We start from the raw sequence: 20,056 nt of genomic DNA, 5'->3' as shown, positions 1-20,056 counted from the left end.
CTCGGCGGGCACCCTCCACCGGTCCTCTGCTGGGCTGTCGGTCAGCTGCATGTGCCCTTCCGCGCCTCCGTCACGACCACGTCCTCAAGCCGGACGGACAACGCCCTGTCCCGTTTCGGGTCCCACAGCCAGACGCGATCGCCGGACGGGCCGAACGTCAGCAGCGGTCTGGACGGGGCGAGCGGGCCGTTGAAGACGGAGATCTCCTTCTCCATCGGCTTCACGCAGACCAGCGCGCCCTGCACTCCGTAGTACGGCGCCGGGTGGCGGCCCGAGGCGGCTGCCGCTTGGGCTCGGGACGCCGCGACCTGTGCGCTGATGAGGCCGGCGGTCAGCGTCATGGCGACGACGAACAGGCTCATGAAGGGCACTCCGACGCGCACCATCCCTTGGGCATGGATCCACTGGTGGTAGTGACGCATCCATCCGGCGATGGCCAGGAGCACCAAGGTCAGGGCGAGCGCGATGCCGACCGGTTTCATCGAAGCCGCGTAGGACCAGTACACCGACACTGGGATCGCGTCCGACGGGACGCCGAATCCGTACCGCAGGTACATCGTGTGCAGCAGACCCCCGAACCACGGCAGGCTGACGGCGAGCGCGGGCACCAGCGCCGGAACGGCCCAGTTGGCGTTCCGGCTGAACCAAGAGTGCACAAACGCGTACGCGAGCCCGTAGACGATCAGGACAAGCGCCACGAGGCCGACCGCCCCGTACAGCATCACGCGAGCGGCCTCGGCCGGCGTGCCCGGCGCGGTCAACGCGAGGAGCAGGCCGCACGCGGCCATCGGGGCGACGGCCATGGCACCCCATGCGAGTTGCACAACTCGTGGGTGATTCTCACGTCGCTTGGTCAGCTGATGCCCGACAGGCCACACAAGCGCGCCCGCCATGAGAATCGGCACCAACACCCACAGTCCGTCGACCAGCGTGGTCGCGAATCCGCAGGCCGTCGCCACGACGAGCAAAGCCATCAGGGGCAGGACGACACGCCATGCCGAGGGGGAGGGCGGCGGCGCGTCGAGGTCACGGCCCTCCATGCCCATGGGGATGCGGAGTTGGAGGGCGGCGGGGTCGTAGGCGTGTCGGGTGAGCACTCCCCGCTGCAGTCGCTCAGCGACCGTCTCGACGGACGGCCGTCCAGGCTGCTTGGTGACGCGGACGGTCGTCACCATGCCGAGCAGGGTGCGCCAGGTGAAGATGCGTGCGCTCAGAGTGGGCTGTTCAGGGGATTCGGATGTCGCTGGCCGGCGCCTGCCAAACGCATGAAACACCGTCCGGTAGTCGATGGAGAGCTCATGCTCGATCAGGCCCGCGTCCACCACCCACATTCCCGCCTGGTGGTCTCGAGCCAGTGCTTCGATCGACGAGACGGCGGCCTGTACGGCACCGAATCGCGCACCGTAGAGGCGGACTTCGACCATCAGGCCTCGTCGCCCGTTGCCCAGCGCGTCCGCCTCGCCGTCGCGAGCCGCCGCCCAAGCTCGTACCGACCACCCCCGACCCTCCAGCAGTTGCGTGGCCAGACTCACCTCTTCAGGGCTGTCCACCACCGCCACCAGTACCTCGACCCGTCGGTTGAACGGACCCGTCGGCAGAGCTGCCCCCGCCGCGCCGGTTTCGCCGCCTTGTCCATCGGAACCGCCCCGCGGTCCAGGCACCTGCGCGCCAACCGCTCCCGTCACTAACACCCTTGAACCTCCTCATCTCATGCGCGCCCGCAATTGGCCGAGACGCGCCTCCCGCTTTCCGCCCCAGCCTGGAACCATGCCGACCATGCCCGGGGCACGTGCCCGGTCAACGACGGGGAGCGCGCAGCAGTATGGGGTACACGGACACGTCCGCGGGGCAGTCTTCCGGGCGGGGCATCTTCGACTGCGACGGGGCCCACCGGACTCCACTCAAGGCCGACTACGAGCGGCTCTTCCAGGCCGGCATGGTCGTTCTCGACACCAACGTGCTGCTCAACCTGTACCGCTCCAACGCCCGTACCCGCCAGGACACTCTGGCCGTGCTGAGCAAGCTCCGTGACCGGCTGTGGGTCCCGCACCAGGTGCTCACCGAGTTCTGGCGCAATCGGGAGCAGAAGTCCATCCGCCACCATCACAGCACCAGGGCCAAGGAGACCTCCCTTGCCCTGGACAAGGCTCGTCGGTCCGCTCACGACGCCGTCGACCGGTGGATGAAGGATGTACGGCTCAAGCAGGAGGAACGCGTCACCGAGCGCATCGCCGAGGGGCTGAAGGCCCTCTCCGAGGCGATGGACGGGCTGCGGGAACTGATCGACGAGCAGGCTCGGCGCGATGTCCTGGAGGGGACGGAGGAGACCCACAGCGATCCGGTCCTGACCGAACTCGAACCGCTCCTTCAGGGACGCATCGGCGAGCCGCTCCCGGAGGACGAGTACGACCGGGCGGTCCAGACGGCCCAGAAGCGGGCCGACGAGGAGATCCCGCCCGGGTTCGAGGACTTCAAGAACAAGCCGCCCGAGCGGGCGGCGGGTGACTACCTGCTCTGGGTGCAGCTCCTCAAGGAGGCGCAGAGCCGGAAGACCGACGTGCTGCTGGTGACCGGCGACGTCAAGAAGGACTGGTGGCACCCGAGAGACGGAGACGTCCCCGCCCGACCCCGCGCCGAGCTGCTGGTGGAACTGCGCGAGCATGCGGACGTACGGCTCTTCATGCTCACCCCGGCGGAACTGCTCACCTGGGCCGAGGAACTGCTGGACGGCCTGGACGTCGACATGGATTCGGTCGGCGACCTGGAACAGCTGCGTGAGGCGGACCGTGGGGACACTGCCGTCGAGACGGGCTGGACCCGGCAGTCGCTCGGCACCTTCGTCGAGCATCTGCGGGTGCGCTACCCGGCCTGGGCCAAGGTGGTTATCGCCGCCGCCATGAACGGCGGATTCGTGGATCGGGCCACCGTGTACGACCTGGCCGGGTTTCCGGACGACCGGCAGCTGAAGGGGTTCACCCGCCCCATCAGCACCGTGGCGAGGGAGCTGGAGGACCAGGGGCTGCTGAGTGGGGAGGAGTCTTTCCTGCTCCACACGATCTACGGGTCGGCGACGGAGCCCTCATGGGCCACCGGCTTCCGGATCCCGGACGAGGCTGTTCCGCTGCTCGTGGAGATCTTCGGGGACGGGACCGGCCGCTCGCAGCCCTCCCGGGGCGAGAGCGACCCGGGCGACGGCGCGAACCCGCAGGAAGCATGACTCCGGGGGTGGTGCCAAGGCGCGGCCCCGATGGCCCCACTGCCCCGGTTCGAGCATGATCCACTGATCTTGACGGAAGTCTCGATGCCCCGACTGACCGGCCTTCCGAGCTGGCAAGATGGGGGAGACATGCGCGTTGCGCGGAATTGTGAACCGCCGAGTGAGGGAACGAGAGCCACCGATGCCCACGAATGAACTCTTCCTGCGGGATGTCATCGACATCAAGGAAGACGTCCACGCCGGCGACTTCAAGGTGGAGCTCACCGGTGGCTTCACCGAGACCGACGCCCGGGTCGCGGAATACGTGGTCACCGACCAGCTGAAGCTGGCCTTCGGGAAGGCCCTCGGTATGGTCCGGGCCTCGGTTCGCAGCGGGAACTCGCATGCCGCGTACCTTCATGGATCTTTCGGCTCCGGTAAGAGCCACTTCCTGACCGTGCTGCACGCGGTGCTGAACAACGAGCCCTCCGCCCGGGCCAAGCCGCGGCTCCAGGAGGTCATCGCCGAACACGACGAGTGGCTGCGCGGCAAGCGGTTCCTGATGGTGCCGTACCACCTCGTCGGCTCGACCGACCTGGACTCGGCGCTGCTCGGCGGGTACGTCGCCGAGGTGCGGCGTCTCCACCCCGGCGCGCCCACCCCGCCCGTCTACCGGGCCGACTCGATGCTCGCAGACGCGGCGAAGCTGCGGAACAGCATCGGCGACGATGCGTTCATCGCACTGCTGCCCGGCGCCGCTGACTCCAGCGCCTCGGGCGCCGCGGACGCCGACCTCGACGATCTCGACGTGATCGACAGCACGGGATCGGTCTGGGCTTCTGGCGAGCTGGACGCCGCCTTCGCCGCGCCGGCCGGTGACGCCCGGCGGGACCGGCTCGTCTCCGCCCTCCTGACCGGCCCGATGTCGTCCTACGCGGAGGGTGCCCGCGGCGACGCCCAGGCGTTCCTGCCGCTGGAGAACGGGCTCGCCGTCATCAGCCGGCATGCCAAGTCGCTGGGCTATGACGGGATCGTGCTGTTCCTCGACGAGCTGATCCTGTGGCTCCAGGCGCACATGTCGAACCGCGAGAAGGTGAACTCGGAGGTCGGCAAGCTGGTCAAGCTGATCGAGTCCGGTGACAGCGCACGTCCCGTCCCCATCGTTTCCTTCATCTCTCGGCAGCGTGACCTCTCCCAGCTCGTCGGTGCCGACGTCGTCGGCGCTGACGTGAAGAATCTCGAGCAGCAGGTCGAGTACCTGAAGGGCCGCTTCGATGTGGTGAGCCTGGAGGACCGCAACCTGCCGGAGATCATCAAGGAGCGCATCCTCAAGCCGAAGGACGAGGCGGCGCGAGCCGCACTCGACGGGGCCTTCGGGGCGGTCGAGTCCACGAGCTCCCAGGTGCGGGACGTCCTGCTCGACGCGCACGGTGCCACCCAGGCGGACTGGTCTGACTTCCGCGCCGTCTACCCGCTGTCGCCCGCACTGCTGAACGTCCTCGTGGCGCTCTCGGGCGCGCTTCAGCGGGAGCGGACCGGTCTCAAGCTGCTTCAGGAGATGCTGCGGCGGCGCCGGGCCGACTTCAAGCTGGGCGAGCTCATCCCTCTCGGTGACCTGTGGGATGTGCTGTCCGACGGTACCGGCGAGGCGTTCACGGACCGGCTCAAGAACGAGGCCGAGGCCGCCCACACCTTCCACAACAAGGTCCGGGCGCACCTCCTGGAGAAGTACGGCTCGGAGGAGAACGAGAAGTTCATCGCCGACGACCGGTTCATCAAGACATTGCTTCTCGCCGCTCTCGCCCCCGACGTTCCCGCCCTCAAGAGGCTCACCGGTGGGCGGATCGCCGCCCTAAACCACGGTTCCATCCGCTCTCGGACCGTCGCCCCCGGTTCGCTCGTCGTGACCCGACTGCGGGAACTGCAGGCCGAGTTCGGCGAGATCCGGGCCGACGGCGACCAGGATCCGGTGTTCACGCTGCACCTGTCCGACCTGGACATCGAGCCGCTACTGGACATGGTGGCCGACGAGGACCGCACCGGGGCCCGTCGCATCTGGGTCAAGGATCAGCTGTGGAAGGCGCTCGGGCTGAAGGACACCGGGGCGTTCGTCTGCGAGCACGAGATCGTCTGGAGGGGCACCCGGCGCACGGCCGAGTTCGTCTTCGAGAACGTCCGCGACACCACGCAGCTGCCGACCGAGCAGTTCCGCCCCGGCGTGGACGGGCGGGTCCGGTTCATCCTGGACTATCCCTTCGACGACGGTCAGCACTTCCCCAACGACGACGCCCAGCGCGTGGAGCTCCTGCGCGCCGAAGGGGTCATGGCCCCGACGCTCGTCTGGCTGCCGTCCTTCTTCTCCGAGCAGAAGAACGCCCAGCTCGGACGCCTGATCAAGATCAATTACCTGCTCGAGCGCGATCGCCTCGACGACTACGCCGGGCATCTCGCCTCGGACGACCGGGTGCGCGTCCGCCACCAGCTGGCGGCCCAGCGCGACACCCTGACCTCGCAGCTCACCGCGACCCTGGCGCAGCTCTACGGCATCGCCAAGGTGGACGAGAACAGCGTGTCCGCAGAGGTCAGCGAAGGGAAGCACATCCTGCCGCTACTCCCCGAGTACGGCCGGCCCCAGCTGCTGGGCGGCAAATCCTTCGCGGACAACCTGCGGCACCTGGCCGACGGGGCCTTCGGGGCGCTCTACCCCAAGCATCCTGATTTCGACCGGGCAGGCGATCGGAAGCCGATCACCATAGGCGAGCTGAAGACCGCCCTGACGTGGATCACCCGGGCCATGGACGACGGCGGCCGGCGCATCGAGGTCGACAGTCACCACCTCAAGACGGTCAAGAAGATTGTGGAACCGCTCGAACTGGGCCAGGTCCACGACGGTCCGCTGGTTCTCCGCAACGACTGGCGTCAGCGGATCAATCAGACCGCCCACCAGCACCGGCCCGGCGCCGAGGACCTGTCGGTCGAGGAGATCCGCGGGTGGATCGCCAAGGACCACGGCTGGACCGGGCTGGACAAGAACATCAGCAGCCTGATCATCGCGACGTACGCGCTGCTCGACGACCGTGCCTGGATTCTCCACGGAGGCAGCGCGCTGGCGCAGTCTCCCGAGCTGAGCGACATCGGGGCCGGTCACGCGCTCCGTGCCCAGCAGCTGCCCACTGCCGAGGAGTACGCGACAGCCCGGGAGAAGGCAGCCAAGATCTTCGGTGTGGCGGTGCAGCCCACCCTCTTCGCCCGAAATGTCAACAAGCTGTACACCGGCGTCCGGGACAAGATCAATCAGTACGAGCAGCCGGTCAACGCGGTTCGGACGTCGCTGAACCGGCACGCCGACGCCCTGGGCCTGGACCCGGAGGCCGGCTCGCGGACGTCGTCGGTGAAGGATGCGGCGGACCTGCTCGCCCGCCTGGCGCGTCACCACGAGGCCACCGCCCTGGTGAAGGAACTGGCCGAGGCGTCGTACACCACGTCCGACACAGTGCTGGCCACCGCGCTGACCTCGGCCCCGGACGTACTCAAGGCCCTGGACAGCGCGGACTGGCAGCTCCTGGACAGCGTTCGTGGCTTCGTCGGGCGTCAGGACACCCTCGGCGAGCGGGCCGAGCGACTGATCGCGGAGATCGCCGAGGCGGCGTCGGCCAGTGAGTTCGAACGCTCGCTGATCCCGCCCCTGGAGTCGCTTCGCACCAAGGCCGTGGCGCTGATCAGGGACGCGGCCCAGCTGGCCCAGGTGGCGGAGCCGGTGGCCCAGCCCGTACTTGCTGAGCCGACCGCCGACGACGTGCGGCTCACCCAGCACGGTGAGCCGTCCGTTCCGTCCGACCGACCCCAGGCCGGTCCCCAGGTACCCGTCGCAGGGGGCCCGGGCACAAGCGGCTCCCGTACTGTGCGGCTGCAGCCCAGCCACCTGGAGAACGCGCTGAGCAAGGCGATCGACAACCTGTGGGACGAGATCCTCGCCTACGCGAACGCGAACCCGGGCATGGCCGTCGAGATCACCTGGCAGGTCGTCCCGCCGGAGCACAGCGGCCCCGCCGACGGTGAGGCGCGCTCCTGATGGCGGTGCGCCCGCTCATCGATCGTCGGATGGTCGAGGCTCTTCTCGAGACGGAGCTGCGGCGTGCCAGGGACCGGCGACTACTGCTCGTCCACGCGCGCTACGACAGCACGGCGCCGACCGACTTCACGGCGCGTGTCGACGGCCGACAGCGGCAGGTTCGCGTGACCGACCAGGAGTCCGTCCTGGGGATCGCCGACGCCTGGCAGCGAGTCCTCGCCGAGCCGGACTCCGACCGGCTGCTCGTCGTCACGACCGATGTGCCGGCCGGCGCGCTCGGCTGGGACCTCCGTGCCCATGCCGTGGGGCGCCGCAGTCTCACCGTGGACCGGGCCGAGATCGTCAAGCAGCTCTTCGGCGCCTCCGATATCGACCCCCGCATGATCCGTGAGGCGTGGCTGCTCGAGGCTTTGATCGATGCCGAACCCAAGGAAGGCTGGCCGCGCGAAGCATCCGTACTCACCCGCGACGCGGCCGTTCACGCTCTCGTCCGCGAGCAGCTGGGCCTGGGCCGTGCCGATGGCGGCAACTCGCTCGACCTCGACACCAATGCACTGCTCGCATGGTCTCGGACATCGGCCGGCCCCTCCCGATTCCAGGAGCTCTCGCCGTCCGAACGAGAGGGCGTGACAGTCTGGTTGACCGGCGTCATCGGCGCGGCGGCCCCCACGCTGCTGGCCCTTGTGGCGGACGGCCGCGCCCAGGATGCCATGGCCCTCGGTGTCCTGGGGTCAGTCCTGAGCGCTCCGGACGCTCCTCCCGGAGCGAGCTTCGCGCTCGGGGGGCTGTTCGGCTCGTCGCTGCGCTCGGTGGAGGACTTGCCGAAGTTCACCGCCTCAGTCGTCGGCACGCTCGCTCGGTGGATCGGTGAAGCCGAGGCCAACACGGCGCAGGGCGCGGAGGCGCGTCAGCGCACGTTCTCCGTCCTGGACCGGGCCGACAAGCTGGCTGCCGAGGCGGGCCTCGGCCATGCTCTGCGGACCGATCCGCTGCTGCCCTCCGGCCTGAAGGCGCGCCTGACTGACCTCGCCACCGCGCTGGAAGGTTCCTCGCAGGAGGCGGAGGCCGCCCTGGAGCAGGTGCTGTCCCATCAACTGGCGCGCCTGCACCAGGCCAGTTGCACCGCCGCTCGCATGGCCGTCCGTATCGTCCGATGGCTCGACACTCCGACCCCTGCCGTGGCATCGGTCGGGCAGGCGGTGACCGACCACGTGGCGCAGTGGGGATGGGCCGACCGGGCCCTGGCCGTCCTCGCGGAGGGGGACCCGCTGGGTGGCAGCGTCGTCGGCCAGGCGTACCACCGCCTGATCGGCAAGGCGCGGGCGCGCCGCGCCGCCATCGACGAGGCATTTGCCACCCGGCTCTCGGGCTGGACCAGGACCGCCACGGCCGACGCGCCCGCGGGGGCCTTGGTCATCGAGGACGTCCTCGCCACCCTCGCCGTACCGTTGGCCGGTGCAGGCAAGGGGGCGCCGCCGCTGGTGCTGGTCCTCGACGGCATGAGCGCGGCCATAGCGGCGCAGCTCGGCGACGAGATCGACCGCCGGGTCTGGACGGAAGTCGTGCCCGCACCCCAGGACGAGGAGGCGCCGCGGCGGCAGGCAGCGGTGTCCATGCTTCCCTCGGTCACCACCATCAGCCGGGCCTCGCTGCTCTGCGGAACCGCCACGAGCGGCAAACAGGCGGCGGAGGTCCAGGGGTTCGCGTCGTTCTGGCAGCGGCACCGGCGGGAGGGCACCCTTTTCCACAAGGGGCAGATCGGCGGGGCCGAGGGGCACCGGATCGCCCCGGAGCTGTTGGAGTCGCTCGCCGGGGACGGAGTCGTCGGGGTCGTGCTGAACACCATCGACGACGCCCTGGACCACGGGCGGGAGGGCGAGCGGACCCGGTGGCGGCTCAAGGACATCAGCCACCTCCTGGACCTGCTCAACGCGGCCCGCGACTACGGACGTCCCGTGGTCCTCGTATCCGACCACGGTCATGTGATCGACCGATCGCCGAAGGGGCAGGGCCCGACGAAGGCGACAGGCGTCCAGAGTGCGCGGTGGCGTACGGGCACGGCGGCCGAGGGCGAGATCGAGCTCCGTGGCCCGAGGGTGCTGGAGGGCGACGGAAGCATCATCGCGCCATGGCGTGAGAACATCAGGTACACGCCACGCAAGGCGGGCTATCACGGCGGTGCTGCGCTCGCGGAGGTCACCGTACCGGTGATCACATTGGTGCCCTCCCAGGAGCTGCTGCCACCCGGCTGGGTGGTACTGCCGCACGAGCAGGCCGTACCTCACTGGTGGGAGTCCCGCGCCGACGCCGCTGTGAGCCAAGAGGCGGAGACATCGGCCCCGCGCCGGAGCCGCCGGCAGAAGGCGGACCAGCAGGTCGAGGGGTTGTTCGAGGCGGCGGAAGTGGTCCCCGAGACCCTGACGCTGGGTGGCAAGGTCGTGGCGACGCAGAGGTATCAGACCCAGAAGGCGTTCGTGCGACGCGCACCCGACGCCAAGGCCGTGTCGGCCGTGATCGACGCGCTCGCCGACGCGGGCGGAAGGCTCACCCCGGACGCGGTGGCGGCTGCCGCAACCGCTGCCACCGGAAGGTCGCAACGGAATCCGGAAATTTTCGTCACCGTGGTGCAGCGGCTCCTCAACGTCGAGGGCTACGGCGTCCTCGACCTGGTGGATGCGGGACGGACCGTCGAGCTGAACATCCCGCTTCTGCAAGACCAGTTCGGAACGGAGCAGCCTTGACCGGCGTCACCGAGATCAGCCTGGCCCGCCGCCGTGAGGTGGTGGGTGCCCTGCGCCGCGGAACTGTGCCGCAGACGGGCCTCGACCTGTTCGCGGTCGGGCTCGACCGCTTCACCACTGCACTCGACGACGACCTTGCCACGGTGGCGCGCGGGGGATCCGCCTTCCACGCCATCCGGGGCGAGTACGGGTCCGGCAAGACCTTCTTCGCACGATGGCTCGCCGAACGGGCCAAGAGGGCGGGGCTCGCGACGACCGAGGTGCAGATCTCCGAGACGGAGACCCCACTGCACCGGCTCGAGACGGTCTACCGCCGGCTCACCGAACGGCTTGCCACCGCCACCCACCAGCCCAGCGCACTCAAGGCGGTCGTCGATTCATGGTTCTACACCCTCGAGGAGGAGATCCTCGACGCCGGTGAGGTCTCGGACGACGACGAGAAGGCGCTCGCCGCGGCCGTAGACGAGCTCATGGAGCAGCGGCTCGCCGATGTCGCGCGCACCACTCCTGCGTTCGCCGCCGCACTGCGGGGCTACCGCGACGCCCGCGCGAACGGTGACGCCGCGACCGCTGAGGCGCTCATTGCCTGGCTCGGCGGCCAGAAATCCGTGGCGGCGTCGGCGCGCCGCGCAGCAGGAGTCCGCGGCGACCTCGACCACTTCGGGGCGATGGGCTTCCTGCAAGGACTGCTGACCGTGCTCCGGGACTGTGGACACCCCGGACTTTTGGTGGTTCTCGACGAGATCGAGACCCTGCAGCGTGTCCGCGGCGATGTGCGGGAGAAAGGGCTCAACGCCCTGCGCCAACTGCTCGACGAGATCGACGCGGGCCGCTTCCCCGGGCTGTTCCTGGTGATCACGGGAACGCCCGCGTTCTACGACGGGCAGCAGGGCGTCCAGCGTCTGGCTCCCCTTGCACAACGCCTCGCCACCGACTTCACGACCGATCCGCGCTTCGACTCCCCGCGCGCGGTCCAGCTGCGCCTCGCCGGTTTCGATCTCCCCGGACTCGGCGAACTCGGACGCAACGTTCGAGACCTGTACGCGGGAGCGGCACGGAACCCGGAGCGCATCGCCGCACGCGTCGACGACGCCTACTTGGGCGAGCTGGCTGCAGCGGTCACCGGCGGGCTGGGCGGGAAGGTGGGAGTCGCCCCCCGGCTGTTCCTGCGCAAGCTCGTCGCCGATGTACTCGACCGGGTCGACGAGTTCGAGGAGTTCGACCCCCGGCTGCACTACGCACTCACGGTGTCCAGTGCCGAGCTCAACGAGGTCGAACGGAACGCCGCCACAGCCGATGCGGACGACATCGAACTGGATCTTCCGTGAGTTCCCTGGACGATCTCGACCCCGTACTCACTCATCACATCGTCAACTCGCTCGGCTGGCGGAGTCTGCGGCCCTTGCAAGAGGACGCGATCGAGCCCCTGATGGCCGGCGAGGACGCGATCCTGCTGGCTCCGACAGCGGGTGGGAAGACCGAAGCCGCTTCCTTCCCGATCCTGTCGAGAATGACAGCAGAGCGATGGCAGGGCACCTCGGTCCTGTACCTGTGCCCTCTAAAGGCTTTGCTCAACAACTTGCTGCCACGGTTGGAGACATACACATCCTGGCTCGGGCGTACGGCCGCGCTCTGGCACGGAGATGTGACGGCGGGGCAGCGTAAGCGCATTCTGAACAACCGGCCCGATGTGCTGCTCACGACGCCCGAGTCGATGGAGGCGATGCTGGTCAGCGCGAACGTCGACCACAAGGCGTTCTTCTCGGGGCTGAGGACCGTCGTCGTCGACGAGGTGCATGCCTTCGCCGGGGACGATCGGGGATGGCATCTCCTCGCGCTGCTCGAGCGGCTGCAGAAGTCCGTGGGCCGTCCGATCCAGCGCGTCGGGCTGTCCGCCACCGTGGGAAATCCCGTCGAACTGCTTCATTGGCTTCAAGGGTCCGGGGCGGGCCATCGGGTGGCACGCGTGGTCGCGCCGCACCTTGACGCCTCGCCTGCCGCGCATTCGGCGACGAATGAGCCCGTGGTCGACATCCAACTCGACTACGTCGGCTCCGTGGACAACGCGGCCACGGTCATTGCCTCCCTGCACGCGGGTGAGAAGCGACTCGTCTTCTGCGAATCGCGCCGCATGGTGGAGGAACTGGGTGAAAAGCTGCGTCTACGGGGCGTGACGACGTTCCTGTCGCACGCCTCACTGTCCGTCGACGAGCGCCGACGTGCGGAGCAGGCGTTCGCGGAGGCCCGGGACTGTGTCATCGTGTCGACCAGCACGCTGGAACTGGGAATCGACGTCGGCGACCTGGACCGGGTGATCCAGCTCGAGGCGCCGGCCACAGTGGCTTCGTTCCTGCAGCGGCTCGGCCGTACCGGACGCAGAACAGGAACGACACGCAATTGCCTCTTCCTGGCGTTGACCGAGGACGGACTGCTGTCCGCGGCCGGGCTGCTCCTGCTCTGGTCCCGGGGATGGGTAGAACCAATCGTTCCCCCGCCCGAGCCACGCCACATCGTGGCACAGCAGCTCATTGCGCTTTGTTTGCAGGAGCACCGGGTCGGTGACCGCCTCTGGCCCGAGTGGTGGAACGGGCTCGGTCCGTTCGGGCAGCCGGCAGAGCCGATTGTGCGGCACCTGGTGGACGAGGGCTTCCTCGACCGGGACGGCGGCATGCTCTTCGTGGGGCCGGAAGCGGAGCGCCGTTTCGGGCACCGGCATTTCATGGGGCTTACGGCGGTCTTCACCGCACCGCCTCAGTTCACTGTGTTCCAAGGGCGGTCCGAGATCGGGAGGACGGACCCGGACCTGCTCACCGAGGAGATCGAGGGGCCCAGGAAGCTGCTCCTGGCCGGTCGAAGCTGGCTCGTCACGTACATCGACTGGCGCCGCAAGCGCTGCTACGTGGAGCCGACCGACGGTGGTGGCAAGGCCAAGTGGAGCGGGCTGGGATTTGCCCGGGCCACCTCGTTCGAGCTGACCCGGGCTGTCCGAGAGGTGCTGCTGGGTGCCGATCCCTCGGTGAAGCTGACGAAACGGGCTGTGGCTTCGCTCGCCGAGGCGAGGGACCATTTCATGGACGCCGTACATCCGGGTGGCACCCTTGTCACCCGAGGGCGGTGCGGGTACATCCGCTGGTGGACCTGGGCAGGTCACCGGGCCAACGCGACCCTTGCTGCCTCCCTGGGTGCAGTCACCTCACCGGCCCAGCGCATCAACGACTGCTGGATCAGGCTCCGGGAAGACGTCGACCCGCGGGCCTGGAAACAAGCAGTAGCCGATGTGTCGGGAGGGCTGTGCCTCCCCGAGGTGGATCCCCGGGCGGTGAAGGGCCTGAAGTTCGGAGAGGCGCTTCCGCCCCGCCTCGCGGAAGCGACCCTCGCGACTCGGTTCGCCGACATGGCGGGTGCCCGGACGGTTCTGGAAGAGCCGACCAGATTCGTGGTCGAGGCAGGGACCTGACCGTCAGGACACCGCCGTCAGGTACATCCCCGACGTGCCCGAGCCCGCCGTGTTGCGGCAGGTGAAGTTGCCGGTGGGCTGGGCGTGGATCAGGGAGAGGCAGCGGCCGAGGGCCTGCTGGCCGTAGTAGTTGGGGTGGACGTTCTCCTGGATGGGGCCCTGGGTCTCGTTCTGGTCGATCCAGCGGGCCCACTCGCTGGTCGCGGCCGAGGCCGGGACCGTGGAGGTGACCTGCTTGCTCGCCTTCGCGCAGATCTCGCGGCCCTGGAGCATGTCACGCAGGTCCAGGAACTGGGCGCCCTTCGCCGCGGCGACGGCCTTCAGCCCGTTGGAGACCTGGGGGACCAGGCTGTCGCGGGCCCAGTCGGAGTCCTTGTTCCAGAACGGGCAGCCGCCGGTGTTCGTGCGGGTCCAGCCGCTCTCGCCGTAGCGGTTCTCCGTGCTGCGGGGGATCGGGGAGGGGTACGACTGGAGGATGACGCGGTAGCTCGAGCTCGAGTAGCCGGCCGCGGACATCACCGCGCGGATCTCGTCGATCGACTTGCCGACGTTCGTCATCACGCCGTCGATCTTCGTGTCGACCTCGGCCTGCTGGTCGTCGTGGCAGTACGAGTACCAGACGATGTAGTCGGTCGCGCAGGTGCGGATGATGTCCGCGAAGCCCAGGTCGTTGCCGCCCACCGACAGCACGATCGTCCTGACGTCGTTGGCCGCCGCGACCGCCGCGAGCTGGTCCGCCTGCGGGGCCTCGCCCTTGTAGGACACGCCGCCGTTCGACGCCCGGAAGACGTTCTTCGTCGTCGCGCCCGAGCAGGCCAGGTTGATCAGGTTCGTGGCGATCGCGCCCGCGCTGCGCACCTCGGAGGAGTCCGAGCGGTGGCAGCCGTTGGCCGCCGTCGTGCCGTACACGCGGGTCGGATCGTATGCACTGCCCGTCCACGCCCGGTCGGTGCCGTTGCGGCTGCCGGAGGTCGTCAGGCTGTTGCCCTGCCACCGGCCCGCCTCGCCGGAGATGTAGCTGTCGCCCATCGCCACGACGGCGGTCGGGCCGGAGCCGGGGCTCGCCGTGGCGGGGGACACCCCGGCGGTGACCAGGCCGGCGGCGGCGAGGGAGAAGGCCAGCAGGCCGCGTACGGCGCGGTGGCGAGCGCGATGACGACGAAGAGGCATGGCTGTGCTCCTGCGGTGCGCAGTGACGTGGGGGACAGCCGCCGGCCGGTGGCATGGCGGAATCTCGCACGCCGCTGCTTGTTACCGCTAGGTAGCGTCAGGTTTCTCTTTCGTCACGGAGGCGACCGGAAAGTCGGTTTACGAAAGCTCCTTGGCAGACGCAAAAGCCCCGCCCCCGGTGCTGTGCGTCACCGGGGGCGGGGCTGTCCGTGCGGGAGGTGCTGTTCGGCTGCTGTGCGGGTCAGCCGACCAGCTGGTCGTACGCGGGGAGGGTGAGGAAGTCCGCGTAGTCGGCGTCGAGGGAGACGTGCAGGAGCAGGTCGTGCGCCTCCTGCCACTTGCCGGCCGCGAACGCCTCCTCGCCGACCTCGGCGCGGATCGCGGCCAGCTCCTCGGCGGCGACCCTGCGGGTCAGCTCCGGGGTGGCCTTCTCGCCGTTCTCGAAGACGACACCTGCGTTGATCCACTGCCAGATCTGCGAGCGCGAGATCTCGGCCGTGGCCGCGTCCTCCATCAGGTTGAAGATGGCGACCGCGCCGAGGCCGCGGAGCCACGCCTCGATGTAGCGGGTGCCGACCTGGACCGCGTTGCGCAGGCCGTCGTACGTGGGCTTCGCGTCCAGCGAGGCGATGTCGATGAGCTCCGGGCCCTCGACGTGGACGTCCTCGCGGAGCCGGTCCTTCTGGTTCGGCCGGTCGCCGAGGACCGCGTCGAAGGAGGCCATCGCGATCGGCACCAGGTCCGGGTGGGCGACCCAGGAGCCGTCGAAGCCGTCGCCGGCCTCGCGGTCCTTGTCCGCCTTGACCTTCTCGAACGCGACCTTGTTGACCTCGGCGTCCTTGCGCGACGGGATGAACGCCGCCATGCCGCCGATCGCGTGCGCACCGCGCTTGTGGCAGGTACGGACGAGGAGTTCGGTGTACGCGCGCATGAACGGGGCCGTCATCGTGACCGCGTTGCGGTCCGGCAGGACGAACTTCTCGCCGCCGTCACGGAAGTTCTTGACGATGGAGAAGAGGTAGTCCCAACGGCCGGCGTTCAGCCCCGCCGCGTGGTCCTTGAGCTCGAAGAGGATCTCTTCCATCTCGTACGCGGCCGTGATCGTCTCGATCAGGACGGTGGCGCGGACGGTGCCCTGCGGGATGCCGACGTAGTCCTGCGCGAAGACGAAGATGTCGTTCCAGAGGCGGGCCTCCAGGTGCGACTCCGTCTTCGGGAGGTAGAAGTACGGGCCCTTGCCGAGCTCGATGAGCCGCTTGGCGTTGTGGAAGAAGTACAGGCCGAAGTCGACCAGCGCGCCGGGGACCGGGCGGCCCTCGAACGTGAGGTGACGCTCCTCCAGGTGCCAGCCGCGCGGCCGCATCACGACGGTGGCGAGCTCGTCGGCCGGCTTCAGGGCGTACGACTTGCCCGACCGCGGGTCCGTGAAGTCGATGTTCCGGGTGTACGCGTCGATCAGGTTGACCTGACCGAGGACGACGTTCTCCCAGGTCGGGGCCGAGGCGTCCTCGAAGTCGGCGAGCCACACCTTCGCGCCCGAGTTGAGCGCGTTGATGGTCATCTTGCGATCGGTCGGGCCGGTGATCTCGACCCGGCGGTCGTTCAGTGCGGCCGGGGCGGGCGCGACCTTCCAGGAGTCGTCGGCGCGGATCGCGGCGGTCTCCGGCAGGAAGCCGAGGGTGGAGGTGCGGGCGATCTCTGCGCGGCGCTCCGCCCGGCGGGCGAGGAGCTCGTCCCTGCGCGGCGTGAACCGGCGGTGCAGCTCGGCCACGAAGGCGAGGGCCGCGTCGGTCAGCACCTCCTCCTGCCGGGGCAGCGGGGCGGTTTCGACGACGACCAGGGGGGACGGCGCTGGTGCGGACATGAACTGTCACTTCCTTCAGCGGACTTCACGGGCGGTGCCTTCCGGCCGCCGGGCGCACCGCGTGGCACGGAGTGCCACGGCGCCGAGATACGGCCGCGAGCGCCGTCTGAGCTCATCGGCGCTTCTGAACAGTGGATACTAGTTTCCTCATTGCGGAAGTTCAATGGTTTGTTGACGTCGAGATTCTCCGGATCGACAGAACGTGGCGCAGGGTGCCACGTCCCTCACTCAAGGTGCGCCAGATCCGCCTCCGTGTCGATGTCGTAGGGCTCGGCCACATCCGAACAGTCCACGAGGGTGATCGCATCCCGGTGCGCCCGCAGGTAGTCCCGCGCCCCCTGGTCCCCGACCGCGCCCGCCACGATCGCCGGCCAGCGGTCCGCGCCGAACAGGACCGGGTGGCCGCGCTTCCCGTCGTACGAGGCCGCCGCAAGGCTCGTCCGCGTCCGGTAAGCCGAGCGGACCCGGGCCACCGCCTCCGCGCCGATGCCCGGCTGGTCCACCAGGCTCACCAGCGCCGCGTCCGCGCCCGTGCCGGCGAGCGAGGCCAGACCCGCGCGGAGCGACGAGCCCATGCCCTCCTCCCACGCGGGGTTGTCGACCAGGACGCACCCCGGGAGCGACGCCCGCTTCCGTACGAGCCCGGCCGACGCGCCGAGCACCACGTGGATCACCTCGCAGCCGCCCTCCCTCAGCGTGCGCACCGCGTGCTCGACGAGCGGGCGGCCGCGGTGCGGCAGCAGCGCCTTCGGCCGGCCGCCGAGCCGGCGGCCCCCGCCGGCCGCGAGCAGCAGTCCCGCCACGGACGTGGCGGCGGGTGATGAGGAAGGGGAGGCGGAAGGTGAGGGTGAGGCGGGGTGGCGTGGTGAGGCGTTCATGAGACCTGCATACCGCATGAACCCCCGGGAATCGGCCGCCGAATTCGGTCGGCGGAGTGGCGCGCACGGCGCGCGATGGCGTTAACTGGCCGCGACCCCCGGCGCCTGACCACCGTTCGCAGGGTCCGTTCGGTGTGAACTGCACAGGCACAGCAGGCACGGAGACGTGCGAGGGGGAAGACTTTGTTGCGGAGCATGGGGCAGAGGCGTGTGACCGGCGGCGACGAGGACCCGAGGGTGGTCGAGCTGCGTACGGCCGTCTCCCGACTGCGCCGGGAACTGGCCGGGCATCCCGTCGAGTTCGTCGACCGCGGGATCGCCGAGGACGAACTCGCGGCGATGGACGCGATGGCCGTCGGCGGTGTCCCCGAGGTACGGCGCCTGCGCCGGTCGCTGCTGCTCGTCGCCGGCTCGGTCGGCTCGGTGAGCGCCCTGACCGAGGGCCTGACGGCCGTCCGCCGCGCCGTCGAACTCTTCGGCGAGGCGCCGGGGGGCGTGGCGGGGCGAGGGTAACCCGCCGGGCGAGTCGGGCGGGGCGGCCCGGGGCGGGGGAGTTCCGCAGGGTAGTGCGTTGGGTGTCGCCGGCGCGGCGTAGCGCTCCGGGCGTAGTCCTGCGGTTGTCGATCCGCAGGCGTACTCCTGCGGGTGTCGCCTTCCGGGCGTAGTCCTGCCCGACGAAGGCGGAGCCATGCGCCCCGGCGCCCCCGGCCCCAGCCCGTCGGCGGCCCCGGCCCCAGCCCGTCGGCGGCCCCGGCCCCAGCCCGTCGGCGGCCCCGTCGCCCCGCCCCTACCTCCGGATCAGCCGTCGTGCCGTGGCCGTTGCCACCGCCGCCGTGCGGGAGTCCACGCCCAGCTTGGCGAAGATGTGGACCAGGTGGGACTTCACCGTCGCCTGGCTCAGGAACAGCGCCTTGCTGATCTGGAGGTTCGACAGGCCCTCGCCGACCAGCTGGAGCACCTCCAGCTCCCGCTTCGTCAGCGCCTCCGCCGGCGTGCGCATCCGGTCCATCAGGCGGTGGGCGACCGCCGGCGCCAGCGCCGACTGGCCCGCCGCGGCCGTGCGGACGGCCGCCGCCAGCTCCTCCGGCGGGGCGTCCTTCAGCAGGTAGCCCGAGGCCCCCGCCTCCACCGCCGCCAGGATGTCCGCGTCCGTGTCGTACGTGGTCAGTACCAGCACCCGCGGCCCGCCCGGCGCCGCGGTGATCGCCGCGGTCGCCTCCGAGCCGTGCATCCCGGCGCCGAACTGGAGGTCCATCAGCACCACGTCCACGCCCCCGGCGGCGGCGAGCTCCACCGCCCGCTCCGCCGTGGGCGCCTCCGCGACCACCTCGAAGTCCGGTTCGGTGTCCAGGACCGCGCGCAGCCCCGCCCGCACCACCGGGTGGTCGTCGGCCAGAAGGAGACGGATCGTCATGTCGACACTCCAGCGATCGGGGTGGGAAGGGGCAGCGACACCGCGATCGCCGTGCCCGAGCCGGGCGTCGACTCGACCGTGAACGTGCCGCCCAGCGACTCGGCCCGCGAACGCATCGCGGGCAGCCCGAAGCCGCCCTCCGAGGAGGCGCGCACAGCGGCCGGGTCGAAGCCCTTGCCGTCGTCCACCACGTCCAGCGTCACCGACGCGTCCATGAACGACAGCGTGATCTCGGCCCGCGCCGCCCCCGCGTGCCGCACCGTGTTCGCCAGCGCCGACTGGGCGATCCGCAGCAGCGCCACCTCGTACGGCGTCGGCAGCTCCGTCGGCGTCCCGCTCACCGAGAACCGGACCCGCGGCCCGGCCGGGCCGACCTGCCCCGGCTCGCACAGCCGCTCCAGCGCGCCCGCCAGCGAGCCGCGCTCCAGGTCCGGCGGCGACAGCTCCCGGACGAACCGCCGTGCCTCGGCCAGGTTGTCCTGGGCGGCCCGCCGCGCCTGCTCGATGTGGCCCGCCGCCGGCGAGTCCTCCGGCAGCGCCCGCTCCGCCGCCCGCAGCAGCAGCTGGATCGAGGAGAGCCCCTGGGCCAGCGTGTCGTGGATCTCCCGGGCCAGCCGCTCCCGCTCCGCCAGCGCGCCCGCGTGCCGTTCGGCCGCGGCCAGCTCCGCCCGGGTCGAGATCAGCTCCTCGATCAGCCGCCGGCGCCGCTCGCTCTCCCGGTACAGCGCCTGGTAGCCGAGTACGGTCGCCACCGCGACCGCCGCGCCGAGCAGCGGCCCGATGAACACCCCGGGGTTGAGCGCCGAGCCGTGCCGTACGTACGACCCGATCGCCGCGCCCGCCGTCAGTGTGACGGCCGGCAGCGACCAGCGCGCGGGCAGCAGGTGGAGCTGCAGGAAGTACAGCGGGAACGCGACCCAGAGCCCTTCCGGCGTCAGCCAGAGCAGCACCAGCCAGGACGCGCACAGTGCCCCCAGCCACAGCGCGGCCGCCCGCTGCGACTCCCGTACGGACGGCAGGACGGCCCCGGCCGCGTACACCGCGCCGGTCAGCACCGCCGCGGCGACGCCCGCGCCGCTGTCCGACCGCACCGCGGCCAGCGTCAGCAGCCCGGCCATCAGCAGATGCAGACAGACACGCAGGGCGCGCAGGGCAGGGGTGAGCGAACGGGGATCCATGATGCGACCAGCCTAGGCCGGAGCCGACAATCCGGACTCAACCGAAAGTTTGATTGCGGAGCCATCCGTGGCGCGATGCCCGCGCG

12 protein-coding genes are annotated in these 20,056 nt (G+C 70.1%); 6 read left to right on the top strand and 6 right to left on the bottom strand.

The window, feature by feature from the left end:
- Positions 1-41 precede the first annotated feature (41 nt).
- Positions 42-1,559 (bottom strand): hypothetical protein, encoded by a 1,518-nt coding sequence (locus tag R2D22_RS07435; protein ID WP_318102074.1) that lies wholly within the window; start codon positions 1,557-1,559, stop codon positions 42-44.
- 263 nt (positions 1,560-1,822) lie between these two features.
- Here R2D22_RS07435 and R2D22_RS07430 point away from each other — a divergent pair, with 263 nt between their 5' ends.
- The 5 genes from R2D22_RS07430 (at position 1,823) to R2D22_RS07410 (ending at position 13,466) form a co-directional block, all read left to right on the top strand.
- A complete protein-coding gene (locus R2D22_RS07430; protein ID WP_318102072.1) occupies positions 1,823-3,217 on the top strand; it encodes a PIN-like domain-containing protein in 1,395 nt (464 codons plus the stop codon).
- A 181-nt stretch (positions 3,218-3,398) separates the two neighbouring features.
- Positions 3,399-7,268, top strand: coding sequence for a BREX-2 system ATPase PglY family protein (locus tag R2D22_RS07425; RefSeq protein WP_318102070.1), 3,870 nt, complete (start codon positions 3,399-3,401; stop codon positions 7,266-7,268).
- Between the two features lie 29 nt (positions 7,269-7,297).
- Entirely contained in the window at positions 7,298-10,009 is a 2,712-nt protein-coding gene (pglZ, locus tag R2D22_RS07420) for a BREX-2 system phosphatase PglZ (RefSeq protein WP_318102069.1), read from the top strand.
- Positions 10,006-11,337 carry a BREX system ATP-binding protein BrxD gene (gene brxD, locus R2D22_RS07415; protein ID WP_318102068.1) on the top strand — a complete coding sequence of 444 codons (1,332 nt, stop codon included), beginning with the start codon at positions 10,006-10,008 and terminating at the stop codon, positions 11,335-11,337. The genes pglZ and brxD overlap by 4 nt, the downstream gene beginning before the upstream one ends.
- Entirely contained in the window at positions 11,334-13,466 is a 2,133-nt protein-coding gene (locus R2D22_RS07410) for a DEAD/DEAH box helicase (RefSeq protein WP_318102067.1), read from the top strand. Before brxD ends, R2D22_RS07410 begins: the two co-directional genes overlap by 4 nt.
- 3 nt (positions 13,467-13,469) lie before the next feature.
- Here the strand turns inward: R2D22_RS07410 and R2D22_RS07405 are convergent, their stop codons facing one another.
- The 3 genes from R2D22_RS07405 to R2D22_RS07395 form a co-directional block, all read right to left on the bottom strand.
- Entirely contained in the window at positions 13,470-14,636 is a 1,167-nt protein-coding gene (locus tag R2D22_RS07405) for a GDSL-type esterase/lipase family protein (protein ID WP_318102065.1), read from the bottom strand.
- 241 nt (positions 14,637-14,877) lie between these two features.
- On the bottom strand, positions 14,878-16,500 hold the full coding sequence (gene aceB, locus R2D22_RS07400) for a malate synthase A (protein WP_318102063.1): 1,623 nt from the start codon (positions 16,498-16,500) through the stop codon (positions 14,878-14,880).
- 224 nt (positions 16,501-16,724) lie between these two features.
- Positions 16,725-17,303, bottom strand: coding sequence for a nucleotidyltransferase family protein (locus R2D22_RS07395; protein ID WP_318102061.1), 579 nt, complete (start codon positions 17,301-17,303; stop codon positions 16,725-16,727).
- Between the two features lie 258 nt (positions 17,304-17,561).
- Between R2D22_RS07395 and R2D22_RS07390 the strand changes: the two genes are divergently transcribed.
- Positions 17,562-17,891, top strand: a complete 330-nt coding sequence (locus R2D22_RS07390) for a DUF5955 family protein (protein WP_318102060.1) — start codon at positions 17,562-17,564, stop codon at positions 17,889-17,891.
- A 274-nt stretch (positions 17,892-18,165) separates the two neighbouring features.
- On the opposite strand, the gene R2D22_RS07385 is transcribed toward R2D22_RS07390, so the two are convergent.
- Both R2D22_RS07385 and R2D22_RS07380 read right to left on the bottom strand, forming a co-directional pair.
- Entirely contained in the window at positions 18,166-18,792 is a 627-nt protein-coding gene (locus tag R2D22_RS07385; RefSeq protein WP_318102059.1) for a response regulator transcription factor, read from the bottom strand.
- Complete coding sequence (locus R2D22_RS07380) at positions 18,789-19,970, bottom strand: sensor histidine kinase (protein ID WP_318102058.1); 1,182 nt, start codon at positions 19,968-19,970, stop codon at positions 18,789-18,791. Before R2D22_RS07380 ends, R2D22_RS07385 begins: the two co-directional genes overlap by 4 nt.
- Positions 19,971-20,056: the final 86 nt, after the last annotated feature.

Origin of the sequence: Streptomyces sp. HUAS YS2 (genome assembly GCF_033343995.1) — a bacterium.
GTDB classification, from domain to species: domain Bacteria; phylum Actinomycetota; class Actinomycetes; order Streptomycetales; family Streptomycetaceae; genus Streptomyces; species Streptomyces solicathayae.
The sequence above is the reverse complement of the archived record's forward strand: the minus strand, read 5'-3'. Positions and strand labels throughout refer to the sequence as shown.